This is a genomic window from Allostigmatella hybrida (genome assembly GCF_020103775.1).
GTDB lineage: Bacteria > Myxococcota > Myxococcia > Myxococcales > Myxococcaceae > Hyalangium > Hyalangium aurantiaca.
On record NZ_JAHXBH010000007.1, the window covers coordinates 133,572 to 153,518 of the forward strand.

The 19,947-nt window shown below is 70.3% G+C and carries 17 protein-coding genes; 13 read left to right on the forward strand and 4 right to left on the reverse strand.

Annotated features, from left to right (window positions below; genetic code table 11):
- Window positions 1-4: 4 nt before the first annotated feature.
- Window positions 5-223 (reverse strand): hypothetical protein, encoded by a 219-nt coding sequence (locus KY661_RS14770; RefSeq protein ID WP_075006991.1) that lies wholly within the window; start codon window positions 221-223, stop codon window positions 5-7.
- Window positions 224-342: 119 nt separating this feature from the next.
- Here KY661_RS14770 and KY661_RS14775 point away from each other — a divergent pair, with 119 nt between their 5' ends.
- The 6 genes from KY661_RS14775 (at window position 343) to KY661_RS14800 (ending at window position 9,114) form a co-directional block, all read left to right on the forward strand.
- Entirely contained in the window at window positions 343-1,980 is a 1,638-nt protein-coding gene (locus KY661_RS14775; protein ID WP_225410812.1) for a hypothetical protein, read from the forward strand.
- Entirely contained in the window at window positions 1,977-2,678 is a 702-nt protein-coding gene (locus KY661_RS14780) for an ABC transporter ATP-binding protein (RefSeq protein WP_075006989.1), read from the forward strand. Before KY661_RS14775 ends, KY661_RS14780 begins: the two co-directional genes overlap by 4 nt.
- Window positions 2,675-3,955, forward strand: coding sequence for an ABC transporter permease (locus KY661_RS14785; protein WP_225410813.1), 1,281 nt, complete (start codon window positions 2,675-2,677; stop codon window positions 3,953-3,955). The genes KY661_RS14780 and KY661_RS14785 overlap by 4 nt, the downstream gene beginning before the upstream one ends.
- The gene (locus KY661_RS14790; protein WP_225410814.1) at window positions 3,952-4,710 is read left to right on the forward strand and encodes a hypothetical protein; all 759 of its coding nucleotides are present in this window, start codon (window positions 3,952-3,954) and stop codon (window positions 4,708-4,710) included. The genes KY661_RS14785 and KY661_RS14790 overlap by 4 nt, the downstream gene beginning before the upstream one ends.
- A gap of 107 nt (window positions 4,711-4,817) precedes the next feature.
- Window positions 4,818-7,292, forward strand: a complete 2,475-nt coding sequence (locus KY661_RS14795; protein ID WP_225410815.1) for a protein kinase domain-containing protein — start codon at window positions 4,818-4,820, stop codon at window positions 7,290-7,292.
- Window positions 7,293-7,356: 64 nt separating this feature from the next.
- Window positions 7,357-9,114: an ATP-binding protein gene (locus KY661_RS14800; RefSeq protein ID WP_225410816.1), complete on the forward strand. Its 1,758-nt coding sequence runs from the start codon at window positions 7,357-7,359 to the stop codon at window positions 9,112-9,114.
- A 19-nt stretch (window positions 9,115-9,133) separates the two neighbouring features.
- On the opposite strand, the gene KY661_RS14805 is transcribed toward KY661_RS14800, so the two are convergent.
- From KY661_RS14805 to KY661_RS14815, 3 genes are all read right to left on the reverse strand, one after another.
- The gene (locus KY661_RS14805; RefSeq protein ID WP_225410817.1) at window positions 9,134-11,062 is read right to left on the reverse strand and encodes a LysM peptidoglycan-binding domain-containing protein; all 1,929 of its coding nucleotides are present in this window, start codon (window positions 11,060-11,062) and stop codon (window positions 9,134-9,136) included.
- A gap of 152 nt (window positions 11,063-11,214) precedes the next feature.
- Window positions 11,215-12,738, reverse strand: coding sequence for a multiheme c-type cytochrome (locus KY661_RS14810; RefSeq protein ID WP_225410970.1), 1,524 nt, complete (start codon window positions 12,736-12,738; stop codon window positions 11,215-11,217).
- Window positions 12,738-13,121: a response regulator gene (locus tag KY661_RS14815; protein WP_002612280.1), complete on the reverse strand. Its 384-nt coding sequence runs from the start codon at window positions 13,119-13,121 to the stop codon at window positions 12,738-12,740. Before KY661_RS14815 ends, KY661_RS14810 begins: the two co-directional genes overlap by 1 nt.
- A 177-nt stretch (window positions 13,122-13,298) precedes the next feature.
- Between KY661_RS14815 and KY661_RS14820 the strand changes: the two genes are divergently transcribed.
- The 7 genes from KY661_RS14820 (at window position 13,299) to KY661_RS14850 (ending at window position 19,932) form a co-directional block, all read left to right on the forward strand.
- Window positions 13,299-14,912 carry a mechanosensitive ion channel family protein gene (locus KY661_RS14820; protein WP_225410818.1) on the forward strand — a complete coding sequence of 538 codons (1,614 nt, stop codon included), beginning with the start codon at window positions 13,299-13,301 and terminating at the stop codon, window positions 14,910-14,912.
- A gap of 110 nt (window positions 14,913-15,022) precedes the next feature.
- The gene (locus KY661_RS14825; protein ID WP_225410819.1) at window positions 15,023-15,589 is read left to right on the forward strand and encodes a hypothetical protein; all 567 of its coding nucleotides are present in this window, start codon (window positions 15,023-15,025) and stop codon (window positions 15,587-15,589) included.
- Between the two features lie 2 nt (window positions 15,590-15,591).
- A complete protein-coding gene (locus tag KY661_RS14830) occupies window positions 15,592-16,416 on the forward strand; it encodes a hypothetical protein (RefSeq protein ID WP_225410820.1) in 825 nt (274 codons plus the stop codon).
- A gap of 22 nt (window positions 16,417-16,438) precedes the next feature.
- Window positions 16,439-17,044 (forward strand): penicillin-binding protein activator LpoB, encoded by a 606-nt coding sequence (lpoB, locus tag KY661_RS14835; protein ID WP_093516606.1) that lies wholly within the window; start codon window positions 16,439-16,441, stop codon window positions 17,042-17,044.
- Window positions 17,045-17,073: 29 nt separating this feature from the next.
- Window positions 17,074-18,327 (forward strand): COG3014 family protein, encoded by a 1,254-nt coding sequence (locus tag KY661_RS14840; protein WP_225410821.1) that lies wholly within the window; start codon window positions 17,074-17,076, stop codon window positions 18,325-18,327.
- Between the two features lie 59 nt (window positions 18,328-18,386).
- Window positions 18,387-19,133, forward strand: a complete 747-nt coding sequence (locus KY661_RS14845; RefSeq protein ID WP_225410822.1) for a ZIP family metal transporter — start codon at window positions 18,387-18,389, stop codon at window positions 19,131-19,133.
- A 13-nt stretch (window positions 19,134-19,146) separates the two neighbouring features.
- A complete protein-coding gene (locus KY661_RS14850; protein WP_225410823.1) occupies window positions 19,147-19,932 on the forward strand; it encodes a class I SAM-dependent methyltransferase in 786 nt (261 codons plus the stop codon).
- Window positions 19,933-19,947 lie beyond the last annotated feature (15 nt).

Genomic DNA, 19,947 nt, shown 5'->3' on the forward strand with positions numbered 1-19,947 from the left:
GGGCCTACTTCTGCTCGGAGCGCATCAGCGTCTCCAGCCGCTCCATGATTTGCATCTTGTAGACCTGCGAGCTGCACACGACGCACTCCCCCTGGGGGATGTTCGTGAGCACCACGGTCCGCTGCGCCACGGCCAGCTCCACCTCGATGAGGTGCTGAGCGTATTGCCCGGTGCAGGGGCAACGGCCGTAGTCGTACTCGGAGCCTCCGGTGGGGTCGCTCATGGGCCGCGAGGATAGCACGTGACGGGCCTGCCCGGCCCCCGGGGGGCCGCTGTCCACTCCCGACCGCTTGCGCAGGAAGAAATTGACTCTCGGCACGCGTCCGTCTGCACTCCGCCCCCATGGTCCGCCGCGCCTCTCCCTGGCTTCTCCTGCTGCTCGCCGCGCTCGCTGGTTGCTCCCGCTGTGGAAAGGACGAGGGCGCCGCGGGCCCATCCGGCAAGGCGGCCAGCGTCAGCCGCTACCTTCCCCGGGATGCCCAGGCCGCCATCGTCGTGAAGGATCTCGGCGAGCTGGGGGAGAAGCTCGCCCGGTTCCAGAACCTCAAGATTGCCTCCTTCCTCGCCCAGCTCCAGAACGCCCAGTCCGCCGAGGCGCTCGTCTCCGCGGTGATGCGGCAGGTGGGGGTGGACCTGCGCAGCCGCACGGCCATGGAGGCCGCGGGCATTGCGCCAGGCAAGGGGGCAGGCGCCGCGTTCCTGTCCGGCAACCAGGCCTTCACCGTGCTCGGCGTGAAGGACGCGAAGACGCTGGAGGAGACCTTCGCCACGCTGGCCCGCAACCGGCTCGGGGCCTCCGAGCGCAAGGAGGAGAAGGTGGCGGGCGGCACCCTCGTCACCTTCAGCCGCAAGGGCGCCGAGGTGCCGGCGCTGGGGCTGCTCTTCGTGGGGGACTTCGTGCTGCTGGCCCCGGGCGCCGCGGTGGCCCGGCTGCCCGGGCTGGCCTCGCTGCCCGTGGAGAAGTCCGTGGCCGAGGAGCCCGTGCTGGCCGCGTCGCTCTCCCGCCTCCCGAAGGACCCGGACTTCCACGTCTACTTCCCGGGCGGCACCGGGCTGCTTCCGGCGGGCACGGTGCAGGCGGTGACGCTCACCGGCCGCATCGAGGAGAAGTCGGTGACGGTGCACGCCGATGCGCCGTGGCCCGACACGGAGGCGGCGCTGGCGCCGTTCGTGCCCCAGAAGGGGCCCGAGCTGCTGGGGTATCTGACCGCGGACAGCTTCCTGGTGGCGCGCTATGGCGGGGACCCCGCCACGCTCGGCGCCGTGTGGCCGTACCTCGCGGGCCCCCGGCTCACCCGCGCGTTTCAGGAGAGCGGGTTCGACCCGAAGACGGAGCTGCTGGACAACCTGCAGAGCGGGATTGTGGCCGGGGTGGCGCTGGCGCCCACAGCGCAGCTTGGCGCGGGCGTGCCCTCCCTGGACATCCGGCGCACCAACCCCTTCCGCTTCGTGCACCTGGTGTCGGTGGGCGAGGCGAAGGATGCGGCCAAGGCCCGCACCACGCTGGAGAAGGTGCCCGGGATGGCGGCCAGCTTCGGGGCCCAGGTGGCCCCCGAGGACGTGGGGGGCCAGCGTGCCTACCTGACGTCGTACCGGGCGGGGGAGGGGGCGCACTTCGCGGAGGTGGGCGGCAAGCTGGTGCTGGCGGCGCCGCGGGCCCGGCTGGAGGCGGCGCTCACGGCCCTGGCGGGCTCGCCCGGGAAGAGCCCCGTGGCGGAGGAGCTTCAGGACGCGGTGAAGGAGCCCGTGCTCGGCGTGGTGCTGGACCTGCGCAAGATGTCCGAGGCGATCAAGAACCTGCCCTCCTCGGCCTGGGGCGTCGGCGGCTTCGCCATCCGCGCCACGGCCCTGCGGTGGCTGGAGGCCACCGATGACTTGCGCGCGGTGACGCTGGGCCTGTCGCGCAAGGACAAGGCGCTCCAGGCCCAGCTGTCGCTCCAGCTGACGCCCCCTCCGGCACCTTCGAGCGAGGCGCCGTGATTCGCGCGCGGGACATCGTCAAGGAGTACGTGGACGGGGACGGCTCGCGGGTGAAGGTGCTCGATGGCCTGTCGCTGGAGGTGGAGGCCGGAGACTTCGTCGCCGTGGTGGGCTCCTCGGGCAGCGGCAAGTCCACGCTGCTGCACCTGCTGGGCGGGCTGGATGTGCACTACACGGGCGAGGTGGAGGTGGCCGGGGTGAAGCTGCGCGGGCTGAAGGACCGCCAGCTGGCGCGCTTCCGCAACCTCCACGTGGGCTTCGTCTTCCAGTCCTTCCACCTCATCCCCAACCTGTCCGCGGTGGAGAACGTGCTCTTGCCCTCGCACTTCGGGAGCGTGACGGCCGAGGGCCGCAAGCGCGCCGAGTTCCTGCTGGACCGCGTGGGGCTCCTGGCCAAGAAGAACCGCGAGCCGGTGCGCCTGTCGGGCGGCGAGCGGCAGCGCGTGGCGATTGCCCGGGCGCTCTTCACCGGCCCGAAGGTGCTCCTGTGCGATGAGCCCACCGGCAACCTCGACGCGGCCACCGGCGACGGCGTCATCCAGCTCTTCCAGGAGCTTCACCGCGACGGGCTCACCGTGCTGGCCGTCACCCACGAGGAGCGGATGCGCGATGCCGCGCGCCGGGTGGTGCGCCTGAAGGAAGGCCGGCTCCTCGAGGAGTCCCTCGTGGAGCGCCCGTCCGTGGGAGGTGCCCCGTGAGGCTCGCGGCGCTGTCCCGGCTGGTCCGGCTGAGCCTGGCCCGCGACCGCAGGGGGGCCTTCTTCTCCGCGTTCGGCGTGGCCATGGGCGTGGGTGCCCTCGTCTTCTTCGTGAGCCTGGGGCTGGGCGTGGGCCGCGTCATCCGCGAGAAGGTGTTCCCCTCGGATGCCCGGCTGGTGGATGTGGTGCCCCCGGCGGTGTCGCTCGGCTCGCTGCTGGGCGGCGGCAAGCTGGACGCGGCGGCGGTGGAGCGCCTGAGCGCGCTGGACGGGGTGGAGCGCGTCTACCGGAAGATGAACGTGCGCGTGCCCGCCGTCAGCCGCTACGAGGGCGCCTTCTTCGGCTCCCGGCTGCGCATGGGCATGGAGGTGCTGGCGGTGGGCGTGGAGCCGGACTTCGTCCAGGCCGACGTGAAGCTGGGCGCTTTCCAGGACATGCCGCCCGACCAGCCCATCCCCGTGGTCATCTCCTCGCGGCTCCTGGAGATCTACAACAAGACGTTCGCCCCGGCGCGCAAGCTGCCCCAGCTCTCCGCGCAGATGCTGCTGGGCTTCGGCTTTCCGGTGGAGTTCAACCGCTCGTACGTGGCCCAGGCCGCGCCGGGCCCCACCTTTCCCGTGCAGGCCCAGGTGGTGGGGGCCTCGGACCGGGCCCTGCTGGCCGGCATCACCATCCCCCTGGACACCGCCATTCGCCTCAACCGCGCCGCGGGCGTGGACGCGGAGACCTTCAGCGCCGTGACGCTGGTGGCCAAGGATCCCTCCCAGGTGCCCGTGCTCATGGACGCGGTGAAGGAAATGGGCCTGGAAATCGATGACCAGGAGCGGCGCATGGCCGAGAACGCCGGCGCGGCCGTGGCGCTCACCACCTCCGCGCTCGCGCTGCTGTCCATCCTCATCTGTGTGCTGGCCGCGGTGAACATCGCCCACGCCCTGTCCGCCTCCGTGCGCGCCCGCGCGCGGGAGATCGGCGTCATGCAGGCGGTGGGGGCCTCGCGCGCGGATGTGCGCAACATCGTCCTGGCCGAGGCGTGCGTGCTGGGGCTCGCGGGGGGCGCGGTGGGCACGGCGGTGGCCATGGCGCTCGCGCTGGCGGTGGACCGGTTCGCCGCCGGGGCCCTGCCCACCTTCCCCTTCAAGCCCGACAGCTTCTTCGCCTTCCCGTGGCCCGTGGTGCTCGGGGGCGTGCTGCTGGGGCTCGTGGCGGCGCTCGCGGGCGCCTACTTCCCCAGCCGCCGCGCCGCCGCCACCGACCCGGCCCGAACCCTCGCCGGATGAAGGGCCCCTCGCGCAAGACGATGCTGGCCAATGGGGCCGCGCTGGTGCTGCTGGCCTGGCTCTATGGCGGGGACCTGGCCGATGCCCTGCGCGCCCGCAGCGCGGAGACCGCCGCCTTCGCCCAGCTGCCCCCGCTCCTGCTGCCCGTGGCGGTGCTGGCCGTGGCCGCCGGGGCGCTGGGTGGGGCGGTGTGGGGCCTGCTGCGCCGCCGGGGCGAGGACTACAAGGGCTACCGGCTGCTGCCGCTGGTCCTGGTGGGGGCGCTGTTCGTGGACTTGGTCAGCGCCGAGCGCCGGGTGCCCCTGGGCTCCTGGGACATGGCGAGCCTCGCCTTGCAGCACTTCGCGGGGCAGGCCCAGGCGCAGGCCACCGCTGGGAACGTTCCCGCGGATCCCCGCGTCCTCGGCGCCCTGCTGAAGGACCTGGGCGCGCCCCCCTACCTCGTCCGGGGGGAGCCCGTGCCCGCGTACACCCTCCAGGTGCGCGAGAACTGCGAGGGCCCGGTCCGTTCCGCCTCCGGCCTGCTGCCCGGGACGCTCCTCTACTGCGTCGCCCCGCAGGGCCAGGGGGCCTGGGTCACCCTCGTGGGGCTGCCGGCCGAGCGGCGCTTCGGCGCGCCCGAGGTGCTCTCCCAGGCCGGTGAAACACGGTTTTTACTGGTTCAACCCGTAAAACAAGATGAGCCGGAGACCCTTGAGCGCGGGGGGGCCTTTCGCGAGGGCGCCGGGGCTGAACCCGGGAAGCGAGCGCCCTAGCTGCAAGCTGGCTTGCCTTGTTCGGGAAGGGGTGGCCCCATGGTTGACCCTATGGAGGCGCGGTCGATAGGCTCGCCTCCTTCTAAACCCCGAGACCCTCGAATCTCGTGACGACAAGCCAACCCAAGCGCCAACCCATCCCATTTGGGAAGTACCTGCTTCTTGACCGCATCAACATCGGCGGCATGGCGGAGGTGTGGCGTGGCAAGCAATTCGGAGCCAGTGGCTTCGAGCGGCTCGTGGCCATCAAGCGCATCCTCCCGAACATCGCCGAGGACGACGAGTTCATCTCGATGTTCATCGATGAGGCGAAGATCAGCGTCCAGCTGACGCACGCCAACATCGGACAGATCTTCGAGCTGGGGCAGATCTCCAGCAGCTACTTCATCGCGATGGAGTACATCCCCGGCAAGGACATGCGGGCCATCTTCGACCGCTGCCGCAAGAAGGGCGAGCCGGCGCCGATTCCGCTCGTGGCCTACTGCGTGTCGAAGATGTGCGAGGGGCTGGACTACGCCCACCGGAAGAAGGACGGGATGGGGCGGGACATGAACATCGTCCACCGCGACATCTCGCCGCAGAACATCCTCGTGTCCTACGAGGGTGAGGTGAAGGTCATCGACTTTGGCATCGCCAAGGCCGCGGGCAAGGCGACCAAGACGCAGGCCGGCATCCTCAAGGGCAAGTTCGGCTACATGAGCCCGGAGCAGATCCGCGGCCTGCCCCTGGACCGCCGCTCGGACGTGTTCGCCATCGGCGTGTGCCTCTACGAGATGCTCACCGGCGAGCGCCTGTTCGTGGGCGAGAGCGACTTCTCGGTGCTGGAGAAGGTGCGCAAGGCGGAGGTGGCCCCGCCGTCCACCTACAACCGCCGCATCCCGGAGACGCTGGAGAAGATCGTCCTCAAGGCGCTCGCCCGGGACGTGGACGAGCGCTACCAGTACGCCAGCGAGCTGGGCGACGACCTGCAGCGCTTTCTCATCACCAGCGAGACCATCTTCGGCCGCAAGGACCTCATGCAGTACATGAAGTCCACCTTCGCCGAAGAGGTGGAGCGCGAGAAGCAGCGGCTCACGGAGTACGCCTCCATCAAGCCGCCCGACGGCATGCTGTCCGCCATCGAGGCGGGCTTCGCCGGGTCCGCGCCCGTGGCCGCGCCCGTGGTGCCCCCTGCGCCCATCGCGCCGCCGAGCCTCGCGCCGTTAGAGCCCCCCAAGGCCGCCAACCCCCCGTCGAACCCGAACCTCACGGCCGCCGGAGGCATCCGCCGCACCGCCTCGCTCACCTCGCTGCCCAAGCTGACCGCTGCCGCGGCGGTGCCCGCGCCCAAGGACGACGAGGGCGTGGCGACAATGCTGGTGTCGCCCGGGGAGTACTTCGACGACGCCGAGGAGCCCACCACGATGCCGGGCGCCGTGGGGCGCGCCATCACGCCGCTGGAGACCCCCGCGGCCCAGCGGCTGGGCGAGGGCGAGGAGCCCAGCACCGGCAAGACGGCCGTCATCGGGCCGCCGCCGTCCACGCATCCGCCGATGCCGCGCGCGCCCTCGATGCCGAACATCCCCTCGGTGTCCTCGCCACCCAGCGTGCAGGTGCGTGCCTCCATGATTGGCATGCCCCTGGTGACGCCGCCCGGCCATGAGCCCCCGCCGCCCGCGCGTCACGGCCGGGGCTCGGATGGGCTGCCGCGCATTGCCCGGGGCGAGCCTCCCATGCTGGGGTCGGCGGGCCACGCGCCCCGGCCCGCGCCGGCGCTGCCCCCCGAGCCCAAGTCGGCGGAGCACTCCACGGACCTCAACACCATGGGCGGCAACCGCAAGGTGCTGTTCCTGGGCGTGGGGGGCGCGGCGGTCGCGCTGATCCTCCTGGCGGTGGTGCTGCTGATGCCGTCCAAGCCCGCCCTGGGCTTCATCATGGTGGAGCTGCCCGCCGCGGTGCGCGCCACGGCCAAGGTGTCCCTCAACGGCGAGGCGGTGGCCTCCACCACCGGGGACATCCTCCAGCAGATGCCGGCAGGGCCCGTGGTGGTGATGGTCAGCGCGGAGGGCTACAAGGCCTTCACCCAGACGGTGACGGTCAACGAGGGCACGCAGGTGACGCGCGTGGCCGCGGCGCTCGAGGCGATGGAGCGCAAGGGGTTCCTGGTGCTCTCCACCCAGCCGCGGGACGCGGAGGTGAAGGTGAACGGCAAGGTGCTGCGCCCGCACGGCAGCACCGCGCTGTCGTTCGAGATGACCTTCAACGGTCCCCTGTCCATCGAGGTGAGCGCCCCGGGCCACGAGCCCTTGACGCAATCCAAGCAGCCGCCGGAGGGCTCCAACCTCCTGGAGGTGACCGCGCAGCTCAAGTCCCAAGCGGTGAATGTCCGGGTGGAGTCCGAGCCACCGGGGGCCACCATCTGGGTTGGCGGCAAGCCGGTGGGAAGCACGCCCGCGGACATCGAACTGCCCCCCAACATCAAGCAGGTGATGCTGCGCCTGCGCTGCTTCCAAGACACCCCCGTGCCGGTGACCGCGCCGGCCGCGGGCGAGTCCCAGGCACTGTTGAAGGGGACCCTGAGGAAGCAAGCGAATTGCAGGTAGCCACGCCCATCCGTTCCCGGTGGGCGTGGGGGCCCCACTCCGTGGGGCGGAGGGACATTCGTCCGTGACGACCAAAACACGCAAGAGCAGCAAGGCGGATCCACTCGCGGATCTGCCGCGCTGGGCCCAGAAGCTCGCCCAGAAGTACTACACGAAGACGGTCTGCACCTTCCTGCTCTACGGCTCGGTGCGGGACTTGCAGCCCCTCACCGCGGCGGAGGGCGGCCGGGAGTTCGGCACGCTCAAGACGTTCCTCTCCGAGGAGCTGTTCGGTGGACGGGACCACGTCATCTTCTATGACCGGTCCTCGGGCATCCGCGCCGCCGCGCCGGAGACGCAGAAGGACCTGCAGCGGGCCATGGCGGGCTACGACGCGCTCTATGGCACCGACTACGCCAAGTCGCTGCCGAGGGATCCCGGCCGGGCGCTGCAGATTCTGGAGAACTTCCTGCGGCTGCGCCTGGGCGAGGGCAAGTCCATGGCGCTCATCATCGACTTCGCCGAGACGCTGGTGCCCGGCGGGGAGATGAGCCACCTGTCCACGGAGGACCGGTTCGTGGTGGCCACGCTGGACAAGTGGGCGCATGACCCGCAGTTCCTGGCCAACGACATCTCCGTGGTGCTGCTGGCGGAGAACCTCTCGGACATCTCCCCGCGGATTGCCCGCAACCCGTACGTGGCGCCCATCGAGCTGCCGCTGCCCCTGGAAGAGGAGCGGCTGGACTACGTGCGCTCGAAGCTGGAGGGCAAGCGCCTCCAGTCCATCTCGGACGTGGCGCTGCCGGCGCTGGCGAAGATGACCGCGGGCCTGTCGCGCATCAACCTGGACCGGGTGCTCACCGAGGCGCTGGAGCGCGAGGTGCGCATCACCCCGGAGCTGCTCAAGGAGAAGAAGAAGGAGCTCATCCAGGCGGAGTGCCACGGGCTCCTGGAGTTCATCGAGCCTGCGCACACGCTGGATGCGGTGGCCGGGCACGCCAAGGCGAAGGACATGCTGCGCGCGGCGGCCAACGCGCTGAAGAAGGGCCGCAACGAGGTGATGCCCATGGGCTACCTCATCAGCGGCCCGGTGGGCACGGGCAAGACGTTCCTGGTGTCGTGCTTCGCCGGGGAGATCGGCATCCCCGTGGTGAAGTTCCTCAACTTCCGCAGCCAGTGGCAGGGCGTGACGGAGTCGAACCTGGAGCGCATCTTCACGCTGCTCAAGGCGCTGTGGCCCGTGGCGGTGATGGTGGACGAGGCGGACACGTTCCTGGGCAACCGCGACTCCGGCGGGGACTCGGGCACGAGCAGCCGCGTGTTCGGCTCCATCGCGTCCTTCATGGGCAACACGCAGTACCGCGGGAAGATTGTCTGGTTCCTGATGACGGCCCGCCCGGACCTGCTGCCCATCGATCTCAAGCGGCAGGGGCGCGCCGAGGAGCACCTGGCGCTCTTCTATCCGTCCACCGAGGCCGAGCGGGACGAGCTGTTCCAGGTGATGCAGAAGAAGACGGGCGTCAGCGTGCCGGTGGCCTCCTTCTCGAAGCTGCTGCCAGAGCACGCGAGCCAGCTCAGCGGCGCGGACATCGAGGCGGTGATGGTGCGCTCGAAGTTCCGCGCGCTCACGGCCGGCCGGGAAGAGGTGACGGAGGAGGACCTGAAGGCGGTGCTGGCGGACTTCGTGCCGCCCAGCTACCCGCTGGAAATCGAGCTCCAGAACCTGGTGGCGGTGCAGGAGTGCACCAGCCGCGAGCTGCTGCCCGAGCCGTTCCGCCAGCTCGACCGCGACAGCATCACCCGCCGGGTGCGCGAGCTGAAGATGCTGCTCGAGGAGCAGTGACGGGCCGGGAGGCCGCGCCTCAGGGCGCGGCCACCTGGAGCTGCTTGCCGGCGGGAACGGCGCGGTGGTCCTTGATGTGGTTCCACCGCTTGATGTCCTCCACGCTGACGCCGTAGCGCTGGGCCACGGACCAGAGCGTTTCTCCGGCCGCCAGGGTGTGCACGCCAGGGCGGGAGGCCGGCGTCTGGGACACGGTGTGGGTGGCCACCACCGTGCCCGCGCGCTCCTGGACCTGGGCGGGCGGGGTGCCGGGGAACACCTGGATGACGGTGCCCACCTGGAGCCCGCGCTTGCGCCGGGGCAGCTCGTTCCACGCGCGCAGGTCCTCCACGGTGACGTGGAAGCGCTGGGCGATGGCCCACAGGTTGTCGCCGGACTGCACGCCGTAGGTGACGCGGGTGCGGCCGTTGATGACTTCCGTCTTGATGGGGCCGGTGGCCACGGGGGCGGTGGGGGTACCGGCGGGAATCTCCTCCTCGGGGCGCAGGGCCTTCACGCCGCTGCGGCGCGCCTGCACCACGTGGCGCTCCAGCGCCGTGGCGCTGCCGCGCCCGCCGGGCACGGGGATGGCCAGCTCGCCGTTGACGCGCAGGGCGCGCGCGTTCTTCAGGCGGTTGAACTGGAGGATGGCCTCCGGCGCGCTGCCGTAGGCCTGGGCGATGCGGGAGAGCGTGTCGCCGCGCCGGATTTTGTGGATGCGGAAGGTGAGCCGCTCGTTGGGGGAGAGCGCCTTGAAGTTCTCGGCGAACTTCGGCCCGGTGCCCTGGGGCAGCCGCAGCAGGTAGGGCGCCCGCTCGGTGGCCGGCGGGGTGCACCAGCGCTTCAGCTCCGGGTTCAAGTCGTACACGTCCTTGACGGGCACCCCGGCGGCGCGGGCCACGGCGTCCAGGTCCGTGGCATCCACCAGCGGCACCTCGTCGTAGGCCAGGGGCGGCTCGTACTCGAACTCCTCCTCGCGGAAGCCGAAGGCGGCCGGGTGCTTGGCGATGAGCGCCGCGGCGATGAGCTTGGGCACGTAGTGCTTCGTCTCCTGGGCGAAGCCGCGGCCCTCGGCCAGCGTCCAGAAGTCGGAGGTGCCATGGCGCTCCATGAGCCGCCGCACGCGCCCGCCGCCGGTGTTGTAGCCCGCCCAGGCGAGGTACCAGTGGCCCAGCTCGCGGTGCAGCTGCTTGAGGTACGCGGCGGCCGCGTGGGTGGCCTTGATGGGGTCCCTCCGCTCATCCACCCAGAAGTCCTGGCGCAGGCCGTACTGCTTGCCGGTGCTGGAGATGAACTGCCAGGGCCCGGCGGCGTGCGCCCAGGAGTAGGCGTGCGCGGAGAAGCCGCTTTCGATCATCGCCAGGTACACCGTGTCGCGCGGCAGCCCCTTCTGCTCCAGGATGGGCTGCATGATGGGCAGGTAGCGCGTGGAGCGGGACACCCACTTGCGGAACCACTTGCGCCCCGGGCCCTGGAAGAACTGGATGTACTGGGCCACCAGCGGCTGCATCTCCACGGGGATGTCGTACCGGTCGCGGATCTGCCCCACGTCGAAGCTGGCCAGGTCCGTGATGAGGGGAATCTCCGGCAGGGCATCGTCCTCGCGGAAGGTGGTCTCCTCCATCGCGTCGAGCATGCGCTGGCGCAGCGGGTTGGCCAGGCCCAGGCGGCGCAGGGACTGGAACACCTCCGCGTTGGGGCGGGCGGCCGGGTCCAGCTCGGCGCCCTCCAGCGCGCGCAGCTCCTCGAGCTCGGCGGACTCGGCCTCGACCTCTTCACTGGCCTCCTCCGGCTCCTCGGCGGCGCCGGGCTTCTCGGCGGCGCCGGGCGCGTCGTCACCGTCCAGCGCCTGCGGGCGGGCCTCGGCGGCCACGAGCCGCATCCCCGTGGGCGGCGGCGGCATCGGCAACGCCGTGGGCGAGGGAGGAACCGAGGCGAGGGTGACCAGCAGCAGGCAGAAAGACGGCATGGCGGCTCGGCGGGCGCAGGCCCGGAATCAGGAAGGGGCCAGTATTCGCGATATTTCTTGACAGTCAAACAAGCAGACCAACCGCTTGTTCCCTCGGCCAGCACTCGGGGGAGCCGATTCGCGCTGGAGGACAGGGGTGACTGACGGCTTTCTCACGGAGACGGCTTCGCCGCGGCCTGCCCGTGGCCCGGGCCCAGCACCTTGGGCAGGTAGGTGGCGAAGTCGAAGTGGGGCGAGTTCTCCGGGTTGTGGCAGGTGACGCACAGCTCGCGTCCGGGCTTGGCCACGACGTTCTCGGGCGTGGGGTCCTCCGCGTGCAGCGAGCCGGGGCCGTGGCAGCTCTCGCAGCCAACGTCCTCGCGGCCGGAGACCTTGTCCAGGCGGCACACGCCCCCGGGCTGCTCGTAGCCGGTGACGTGGCAGCCCACGCAGTTGAGGTGGAACTGCTTGCCCACGTCCACGAGCGTCTGCCAGGCGTGGTGGTGCTTGGACTTCTCCCAGACGGGGAAGGCCTCCGCGTGGCACTCCTGGCAGGAGCCATTGCCCACGAAGGCGGCCTCGCCCTTCTTCGGGGGCGGGCAGTCCTGGCCGTGCTCCTTCGCCCAGGCGAGGTTCAGCGTCCCCACGTCCCGGTCATACGCCGTCACCAGGGCCTTCACGGTGGGCGAGTCCGGAAGGGTGGCCTCCAGCGGGAGGAACCGCAGCGTGAAGCCGGGCGTCCCCTGGGCGGCGGCCACCGGGGCGGTGAGCAGTTGCTGCTTGCGCGCCACCAGCTCCTCCAGCTTGCCCTGCTGGAGCTGCTTGCGGGCGGGGACCGCGTCCGGGAGGTTGATTTCCTTGTTGAGCAGGGCCATGCGCTGGTCCAGCAGGGCCACCTCGCGGTCCGCGTCCTCCTGGGACTTCTGGAGGCTCAGCCGGCCTTTCGGGGGGCCGAAGGCGAGGTCCACCCGGAGCAGCGACCGGCCCTTGTTCTGGAGTCCCACCACGGGGACGGTGCCGCGCACCAGCCGGTTCTCCTCGCCGCTGAACTCGGTCTCGGTGTGGGTGGACAGCAGGAGGTCGGCCTCGACGCCGGGCGTGGCCACCGCCGCCTGGGCGGCCTCCACCGTGCCGTGGAAGAGCGCCACCACGAAGTCCGCGCCGGCCTTGCGCGCCTGGGCGCTGGCCTGGACGAGCTGGGCCGCGTCCTGCACGGCCACCACGCCCACCTGCCGGTCCCCAGCGGGCAGCAGCTTCATCCCGCCGGCCGGCAGCTCTGGCAGGCCCAGGCCCTGGAGAAAGGCCTGGCCCCGCACCTGGTCCAGCTCCCCGGTGGCGCGCACCGCCACGCCCATGCGCTTCATCGCCTCCGCGAGCGTCTTCGCCTTGAGCTCCTCCTGGGGCACCTCGGAGGGGCTGAGCGTGGCGTGGCCAAAGAGGCTGTCGCCCCCATCGATATAAAGGAGGGGCAGGGCGCCCTTCCGGGCCTCCTCCACCTGCCACGCGGCGCGGGCGATGCCGCCGCGCATGTTCTCGCTGCACCCGCAGGGGGCCAGGTACCCGCGCGTGTCGGCGGAGAAGAGGAGGATGGCGCCCGGGGCCGCCTGCGTGGAGGCCTGCTCGGGGCGGGGCTCCTGGCTGCGCTTGCACCCCGTGAGGCCGCAGGCCAGCACCGCCAGGAGCGCGACGAGCCGCATCACCAGAGGATGCTCTGCACCAGCTCGTCGACGCGCTCGCCCATGGCCTCCAGGCCGTTCACCTTGGAGAGCGAACCATCGGCGCCCACCTGCTCGGCCAGCTTGGCCAGCTCGTCGTCCGGGAGGCTGGAGAAGAGGATGATGGGGATGTCCTGCGTGCCGTACTCGTTCTTCAGGGTGCGGCAGATGTCGGTGCCCTTCGCCTCGGGCATGTGGATGTCGGTGAGGATGAGGTCCGGCCGCCAGGTCCGGAGCGTCTTCTCGAACTCCATGAGCGTCGAGGTGGCGATGACCTCATAGCCGCGCGCTTCCAGCACGGCCTTCTCCATGGCGAGGGTGATCTCGCTGTCGTCGATGAGGAGGATCTTTCGCTTCTCTTGCACGGCGCCCTTCCCTTGGAGTTCCGTTCTAACTTATCCGCCTCCCGAGGTACCACGGCTTTCCTCCCGGTGGGGGGCCCGTGAGGCCACTTCCAGGTGTCCACGGGCGTACGGTCGAGGGGCCAACGTCCGAAACGAAGGTTGTGGCGGTCCCCGGGCAACCGAGTAAGGAAAGCGCCCATGTCTCGAGCCTTTCTGGCCGTTTGCGCGGCGCTCCTCGCCAGCCTCCCCGCCTGGGCCCTCAATACGGGTCTGGGAGCACCTCCACCCACCGTGGACCGGCTGACCCCTCAAGCCACGGTGAAAGGCTTCCTGGCCGAGGCGCACGCGGGCAACTACGCCCTGGCGGCCCACTACCTGGACCTGGACTACCTGCCGCGTGACAAGCAGGCGGACGCCGGGGCCCAGCTGGCCCGCCGGTTGAAGTTCGTCCTGGACCGCAAGCTGCCCGTGGACCTGTCCCTGCTGAGCGCCGAGCCGGAGGGCGACCCCAAGGAGGCGCGCTTTGATCAGATTGGCACCATCCCCCTGGCGGGGGCCGAGGTGCCCATCCGCGTCCAGCGCGTGGTGGACAATGGGGGTGCGCTGGTGTGGGTCTTCAATGAGTCCACGGTGAAGGAGGTGGACCGGCTGTTCGGCGCCTACGGGCCGGTGCTCACGGAGGTGCTGCCGGACTTCTTGTTCAAGCGCACGGTGCTGGGGCTGGAGGCGTGGCAGTGGCTGGGGCTGCTCGTGGTGCTCGTGGGGGGCTGGGCGCTGTCGCTGCTGCTGGAGCGGCTGACGCTGGGCTTCACCCAGCGGCTGGCGAAGTGGACGAAGTTCACCTGGGACGATGCGCTGGTGGGGGCCGGAAGGGGCCCGCTGCGGCTGCCGTACTTCGCGCTGCTGCTGGCGGTGGGGACCTCCCTGCTGCTGCTGCCCCAGCCGGTCCAGGCCGTCTTCGCGCGCCTGAGCTATTCGCTCACCATCATCGCCCTGGCGTGGTTCATCCTGCGCTTCCTGGGGGTGTCCTCCGCCTATGTGCAGGAGCAGGTGGCCTCCAAGAACCCGGACAACGGGGACCGCATCCGGGGCCTGAACACCCAGCTCACGGTGATGCGGCACGTGCTGGAGGTGGCCACCTATGTCATCGCCGCGGCGCTGCTGCTCATGCAGTTCGAGGTGGTGCGCAACGTGGGCGTCTCGTTGCTGGCCTCCGCCGGTATCGCAGGCCTCGTCATCGGTCTGGCGGCCCAGAAGTCCATCTCCACGCTGCTGGCGGGCATCCAGCTGTCCATCACCCAGCCCATCCGCATGGGGGACCAGGTGGTGGTGGAGGGGGAGTTCGGCACCATCGAGGAGATCTCCCTCACCTATGTGGTGGTGCGCATCTGGGACAACCGGAGGCTCGTCATCCCCATCACCCAGTTCCTGGACAAGCCCTTCCAGAACTGGAGCCGCTCGCGCTCGGAGATGCTCGGGGAGGTGATTCTCCAGGTGGACTACTTCTGCGACATCGACGTGCTGCGCGCCGAGCTCAAGCGCATCCTGGAGAACGAGGGGCGCGAGCTGTGGGACGGCAAGGTGCAGACCGTGGTGGTCCTGAATGTCCTGGACAAGACACTGTCCGTCCGGGCGCTGGTGAGCGCACCCGCGAGCAAGCTGTTCGACTTGCGGTGCCTCGTCCGGGAGCGGCTCGTCGTCTTCCTGCGGGGCCGGCCCGGCTGGCTGCCCACGGTGCGCAGCGAGACCCGGCCCGTCACGGTGGTGACGGATTCCCCGTCGCCGGAGCAGGGACAGGCGCCCCGGGCCTGAGCGGCAGGCGACAGGCGGCTTGCGAGCGGGCCAGGGCCCCGTGAATATGCGGCGCGCCGGAGCGTCGTGGCTCCGGGAAGTATCCACCTGCGCCGCCGGAGTCCGCCGTGATGAAGCGCCATGCCACGTTGTGGGGAGCCGTCACCCTGCTCGCCGCCTTGCCTGCCCTGGCCCAGGAGCGGGGCCGTACCGATGGGCCCGAAGGGTCCGAGTACGGGAAGGGCGGTTACGAAGATCTCCGCGGGGGCCGGTTCTCGCTGGAGTTCAACTGGGGTGCGGCCGTCAACGCGGAGGAGCCGCCCTTGGGGGCTCCCGAGGGACCGCCCCTGTTCCTGGGCCTCACCGCCTCGTTCTGGGGGGATGACTGGTACCAGCTCGACTTCAGCGGCTCCTACGTGCTGGACGGCGGGCGGCTGAACCTGATGGTGGGCCCGCGCTTCCGCACGTACGGCTACCCGCTGAGCTTCCACCTGGGCATCCGGGCTGGGGCCATCCACATGCCGGAAATTGGCATGCGCTTCGGCCTGTCGCCCATCATCGGCGCGGACGTGCTGGTGGGCCGGGGGGACAACCTCCTGCTCGGCCTGTCCTACTCGCCGGACATCCCCCTGCCCATCGAGAACGATGGAGAGAACCTCAGCCACCGGGTGTTCATGAGCGTCGGGTATAGGTTCTAATCATGATCGCACACGCCCTCATCGCCACGCTTGCCCTCGTCGCCGGCCAGACGGCGCCCCGGATCTCCACGTCCCGGGGCACCACCGTCCCTGTCTTTCCGCAGGGCGAGGTGCAGACCATCAACCTCATCGAGTGGAACTCCAACCAGTTCCCCCGCATCTACGAGCGCTCGGATCAGCTGCCGCTGACGGACGCGGAGGTGGCCAAGCTCGCCAAGGCGGGCTTCACCTCCGCGCAGCTCATCAAGATGATCGAAGAGCGCCGCTGCGCTTGCGATGCGAGCGCCGATGGCCTCATCCGGCTGAAGCAGGAGGGCGTGCCCCAGGAGGTGCTGTCGGCCATCTCCCTGCATGGCCTGGCGCCCAACCGCGCCCTCAACCTGCTGGTGACGCTGGACTTCACCGGAGAGAGCCGCAGCGCGCGCGAGGCCTTCCTCTACTTCTTCGTGGAGGACGGGGACATCACCCGCGTGCTGACCCTCAACATCCCGGACCTGCTCCAGAACCGCAACGCGCACGAGTCCATGGTGGACCGCAGCGACATCCTCCGGGCGCGGCTGGTGCGGCGCATCGAGCTGCCGGGCCAGGTGACGCTCACGAAGTACGGCCCGCACCGGGTGCTGGTGGCCGCCAGCGCCAGCCCCACGCTGACGCACCCCTCGCAGCTCACCGAGCTGGAGCGGTCCAAGGCGCAGGTCTACACCTTTGACTATCCGCGCGCCTCGCTGCAGAACCTCTGCCGGTTGACGGCGGGGTACCGCCAGGACGCGGTCCTGGCCTACAAGTGGCGCTTCGAAGGCAGCCGCTTCGAATGCGAATGGAACTAGCCGTCCCTGGAGTGCACGCCCCATGAATAGCCGTCTTCTCGTCTCTGCCTGCCTTGCCGCCTCGCTCACCGCCGCCTGCGGGGGGCCGCGCGCGTTCACCCGCGGCTCCTACGAGGACCCGAACACCATCGAGATGCTGTCGGACCGTTTCAACGAGAACGACCTGCAGCTCATCGCCAAGAAGATGGCGGAGTCGCTGGCCAGCGCGCCGCGCTTCGCCCAGGCCACCGCGCAGCCGCTGCCCATCGTGCTGGTGGGCAAGCTGAAGAACAGCACCTCCGAGCACGTGGACATGCGCTCGCTGGCCGACAAGATCCAGACGGCGCTGGCGCAGACGGGCCGCTTCGCCCTGGTGGACCAGGGGGCGCGCCAGGACATCGCCGAGGAGTATGAGTACCAGCAGTCCGGCTACGTGGATCCGAACGCGGCCAAGGGCCCCGGGCAGCAGGTCTCCGTGGACTTCCTGATGACGGGCGATCTGGCCTCCATCATCCAGGAAGTCGGCAACGACAAGCTCGTCTATTACAAGATGACGGCGAAGCTGAACAACGTGCGCACCGGCCTCATCGAGTGGACCGACGAGAAGCAGATCCGCAAGAAGTTCGAGAAGCGCACCGTCGGCTGGTGACGGGCCGCCGCCTTCAGGATGTGAGCCCCATGTTCCGTCGTGCTCCAAGCCCGCGTCCGCCCGGCTGGGCCCTGCTCCTGGTGCTGGGGCCCCTGCTGTGGGCGGGGTGCGCGGGGGACTACGTGGCCCGCACCCGCGGGGTGCGCCAGGCCTACGAGCAGGAGAACTACCCGCGCGCCCTGGAGGAGCTGTCCTCGCTGGAGAAGGACGGCAACGCCAAGGACACGCTGCTCGTGCTGCTGGACAAGGGCATGGTGCTGCACGCCGCGGGGCGCTGGGAGGAGAGCATCCAGGTGCTGGCGGAGGCGGACCGGATGTCCGCGGAGCTGGATGCCATCTCCATCACGGAGGAGGCCGGGGCGCTCTTGAGCAGCGAGCGCCAGCGGGCCTACCGGGGCGAGGACTTCGAGAAGCTGATGATCACCGTGCTCCAGGCGCTCAACTACGCGCAGCTGGGCAAGGACGAGGACGCCCTCGTCGAGGTCCGCCGCGTCAACGAGCGGCTGGAGAAGATGATCGTCGATGAGAAGAAGCCCTACGAGCAGCTCGCCATCGCGCGCTACTTGGGCGGCGTCCTCTACGAAGATCAACGCGAGTGGGACTCGGCCTACATCGACTACGCGAAGGCGCTCGAGCTGGCGCCGGGCCTGGGCCCCCTGGCCGAGCCGCTGCTGCGGCTGGCGAAGAAGACGGGCCGCGAGGACCTCTATGCCCAGCTTCGCGAGCGCTTTCCGGACGTGCCCCACGAGCCCCTGAGCCCTCAGGAGGGACAGGTGGTGGTGGTGGTCGAAGCCGGACTGGCGCCCGAGAAGGAGTCCGCGAACCAGCATTACCGGGAATCCGTGGAGCTGATCACCGTGCCGGTCTACGTGGACCGGGGGCGCACGCCGGCCGCGCGGGTGCGGGTGGCGGACGCCTCGGCGCTGGCGGTGACGGTGACGTCCCTGGACCAGGTGGCCAAGGTGCACCTCAACGACCGGGTGGGGCGGATGCTGGCCAAGCAGCTCGCGGGCACGGTGCTCAAGGCGGGCGTGGCCGCGGGGGTGGGGGCCGCCACCAAGAGCAAGGAGCTGGGCTACCTCACGTTCCTGCTGTTGAACCTGGCCAACCAGCCCGACCTGCGCTCCTGGCTGTCGCTGCCCGCGGAGTTCCAGCTCGCGCGCTTCCGGCTGCCGCCCGGGCCGCACACCATCGAGGTGGAGTTCCGGGGGCGGCTCACCACGCAGCAGGTCGAGGTGAAGCCCGGGCGCGTCGCGCTCGTGGTGATGCGGCGGTACTACTGAGGGCGGCGGGCGGCGGAAGAGTGTCGCGGCCAGCCCATCTGATGTAGGGTCCGCGCCCCATGTCGCCGGTCGTGGCCGCCGTCGCCGCCTACTCGTTCGTCATCATCCTGGGAGCCCTGGCGGGCGCGCTGGTCGTGGTGTTCACCCGGCGGCCGACGCAGCTGGTGACGTTCCTGGCCTTCGCGGCCGGCGTCATGCTCGGCGCGGCCTTCTTCCACATGCTGCCGGAGGCCTTCCACGGCGGCGGCTACCGCTCCTTCACGCTGGTGCCCGCGGGCTTCGTGTTCCTGCTCGTGCTGGAGCGCTTCGTGCTGACGCACACGTGCGAGGAGCCGCTCGACTGCACCGAGCACAAGCACCACGGGCTGGGGTTCACGGCCTTCATCGGCCTGTCCGTGCACACGCTGGTGGATGGGATTGCCCTGGGCTCGGCGGTGATGGAGGGGGTGGGGATGATGGCCTTCATCGCCATCACCGCGCACAAGGTGCCCTCGTCGCTGTCGCTCGCCTCCATCCTCAAGGCGGAAGGGCGGAGCACGGGGACGCTGCTCGCCTATGCGCTCTTCTATGGGCTCATGGTGCCGGTGGGCGCGGCGCTCTACCTGGCCTTCGACGCGGCGCTGAGCTTCGAGAAGTTCTCGCCCTGGGCGCTGGCCTTCTCCGCGGGCACGTTCCTCTACATCGCCGTGTCGGACCTGCTGCCCCACGTGAACCGGCATGGCAAGGACCGGCGGGGCAGCAACCTGCTGGTGCTCGGGGTGGGGCTGCTGCTCATGCTCGCGCTGGCGCAGTTCGCGGACCACTGAGGGGAGGGCCTCCATGGAAAGACGCTCCGACTGGTACGACCACCCCGAGTACTACGAGGCCATCTTCGGCACCGACACGGAGAAGGAGATGGACTTCCTTCTTCAGGTCCACCAGCACCACGGCACCGGGGGCTCGCTCTGGCTGGAGCCCGCGTGCGGGGCGGGGCGCCTGGTGGCCGAGGCCGCGCGCCGGGGGCTGGACGTGGTGGGCTATGACATCTCCGAGCCGATGCTCGCGCACGCCCGCCGCCGGCTGAAGCCCTCCTGGCGCCGCCGGGTGCAGCTGCACCAAGCCCGGATGGAGTCCTTCGCCGTGCCCGGGCTGATGGGGCAGGTGGACCTGGCCTTCAACCTCGTCTCCACGTTCCGCTACCTGGACAGCGAGGCGGCGGCGCGCGCGCACCTGGAGTCCACCCGGCGCCTGCTCAAGCCCGGCGGCCTCTACGTGCTCGGCTTCCACCTCACCGACTATGCGCGCACCACGCCCGAGCGGGAGCGCTGGGTGGGGCATGTGGGCGAGGACACCGTCGTCTGCAACACCCAAGAGGGGCTGCCGGACCGCCGCCTCCGCCGCTCGCCCATGCGCAACCGCCTGCGAATCACCGGCGAGGACAAGGACCTGCTCATCGAGACGGAGTGGTTCTTCCGCACCTACGACTTGGCCCAGGTCCGGCGCCTCTTCCGCTCGGCGGGGATGCACGTGCGGGCCATGTACGACTTTGACTACCGGTTGGACGCTCCCTTGGGACGCGGTAGCCTTCGGCTGGATCGCCTCTTTGTCCTCCAAGGACAGGGCTGACCGGGAGGCTGTTGC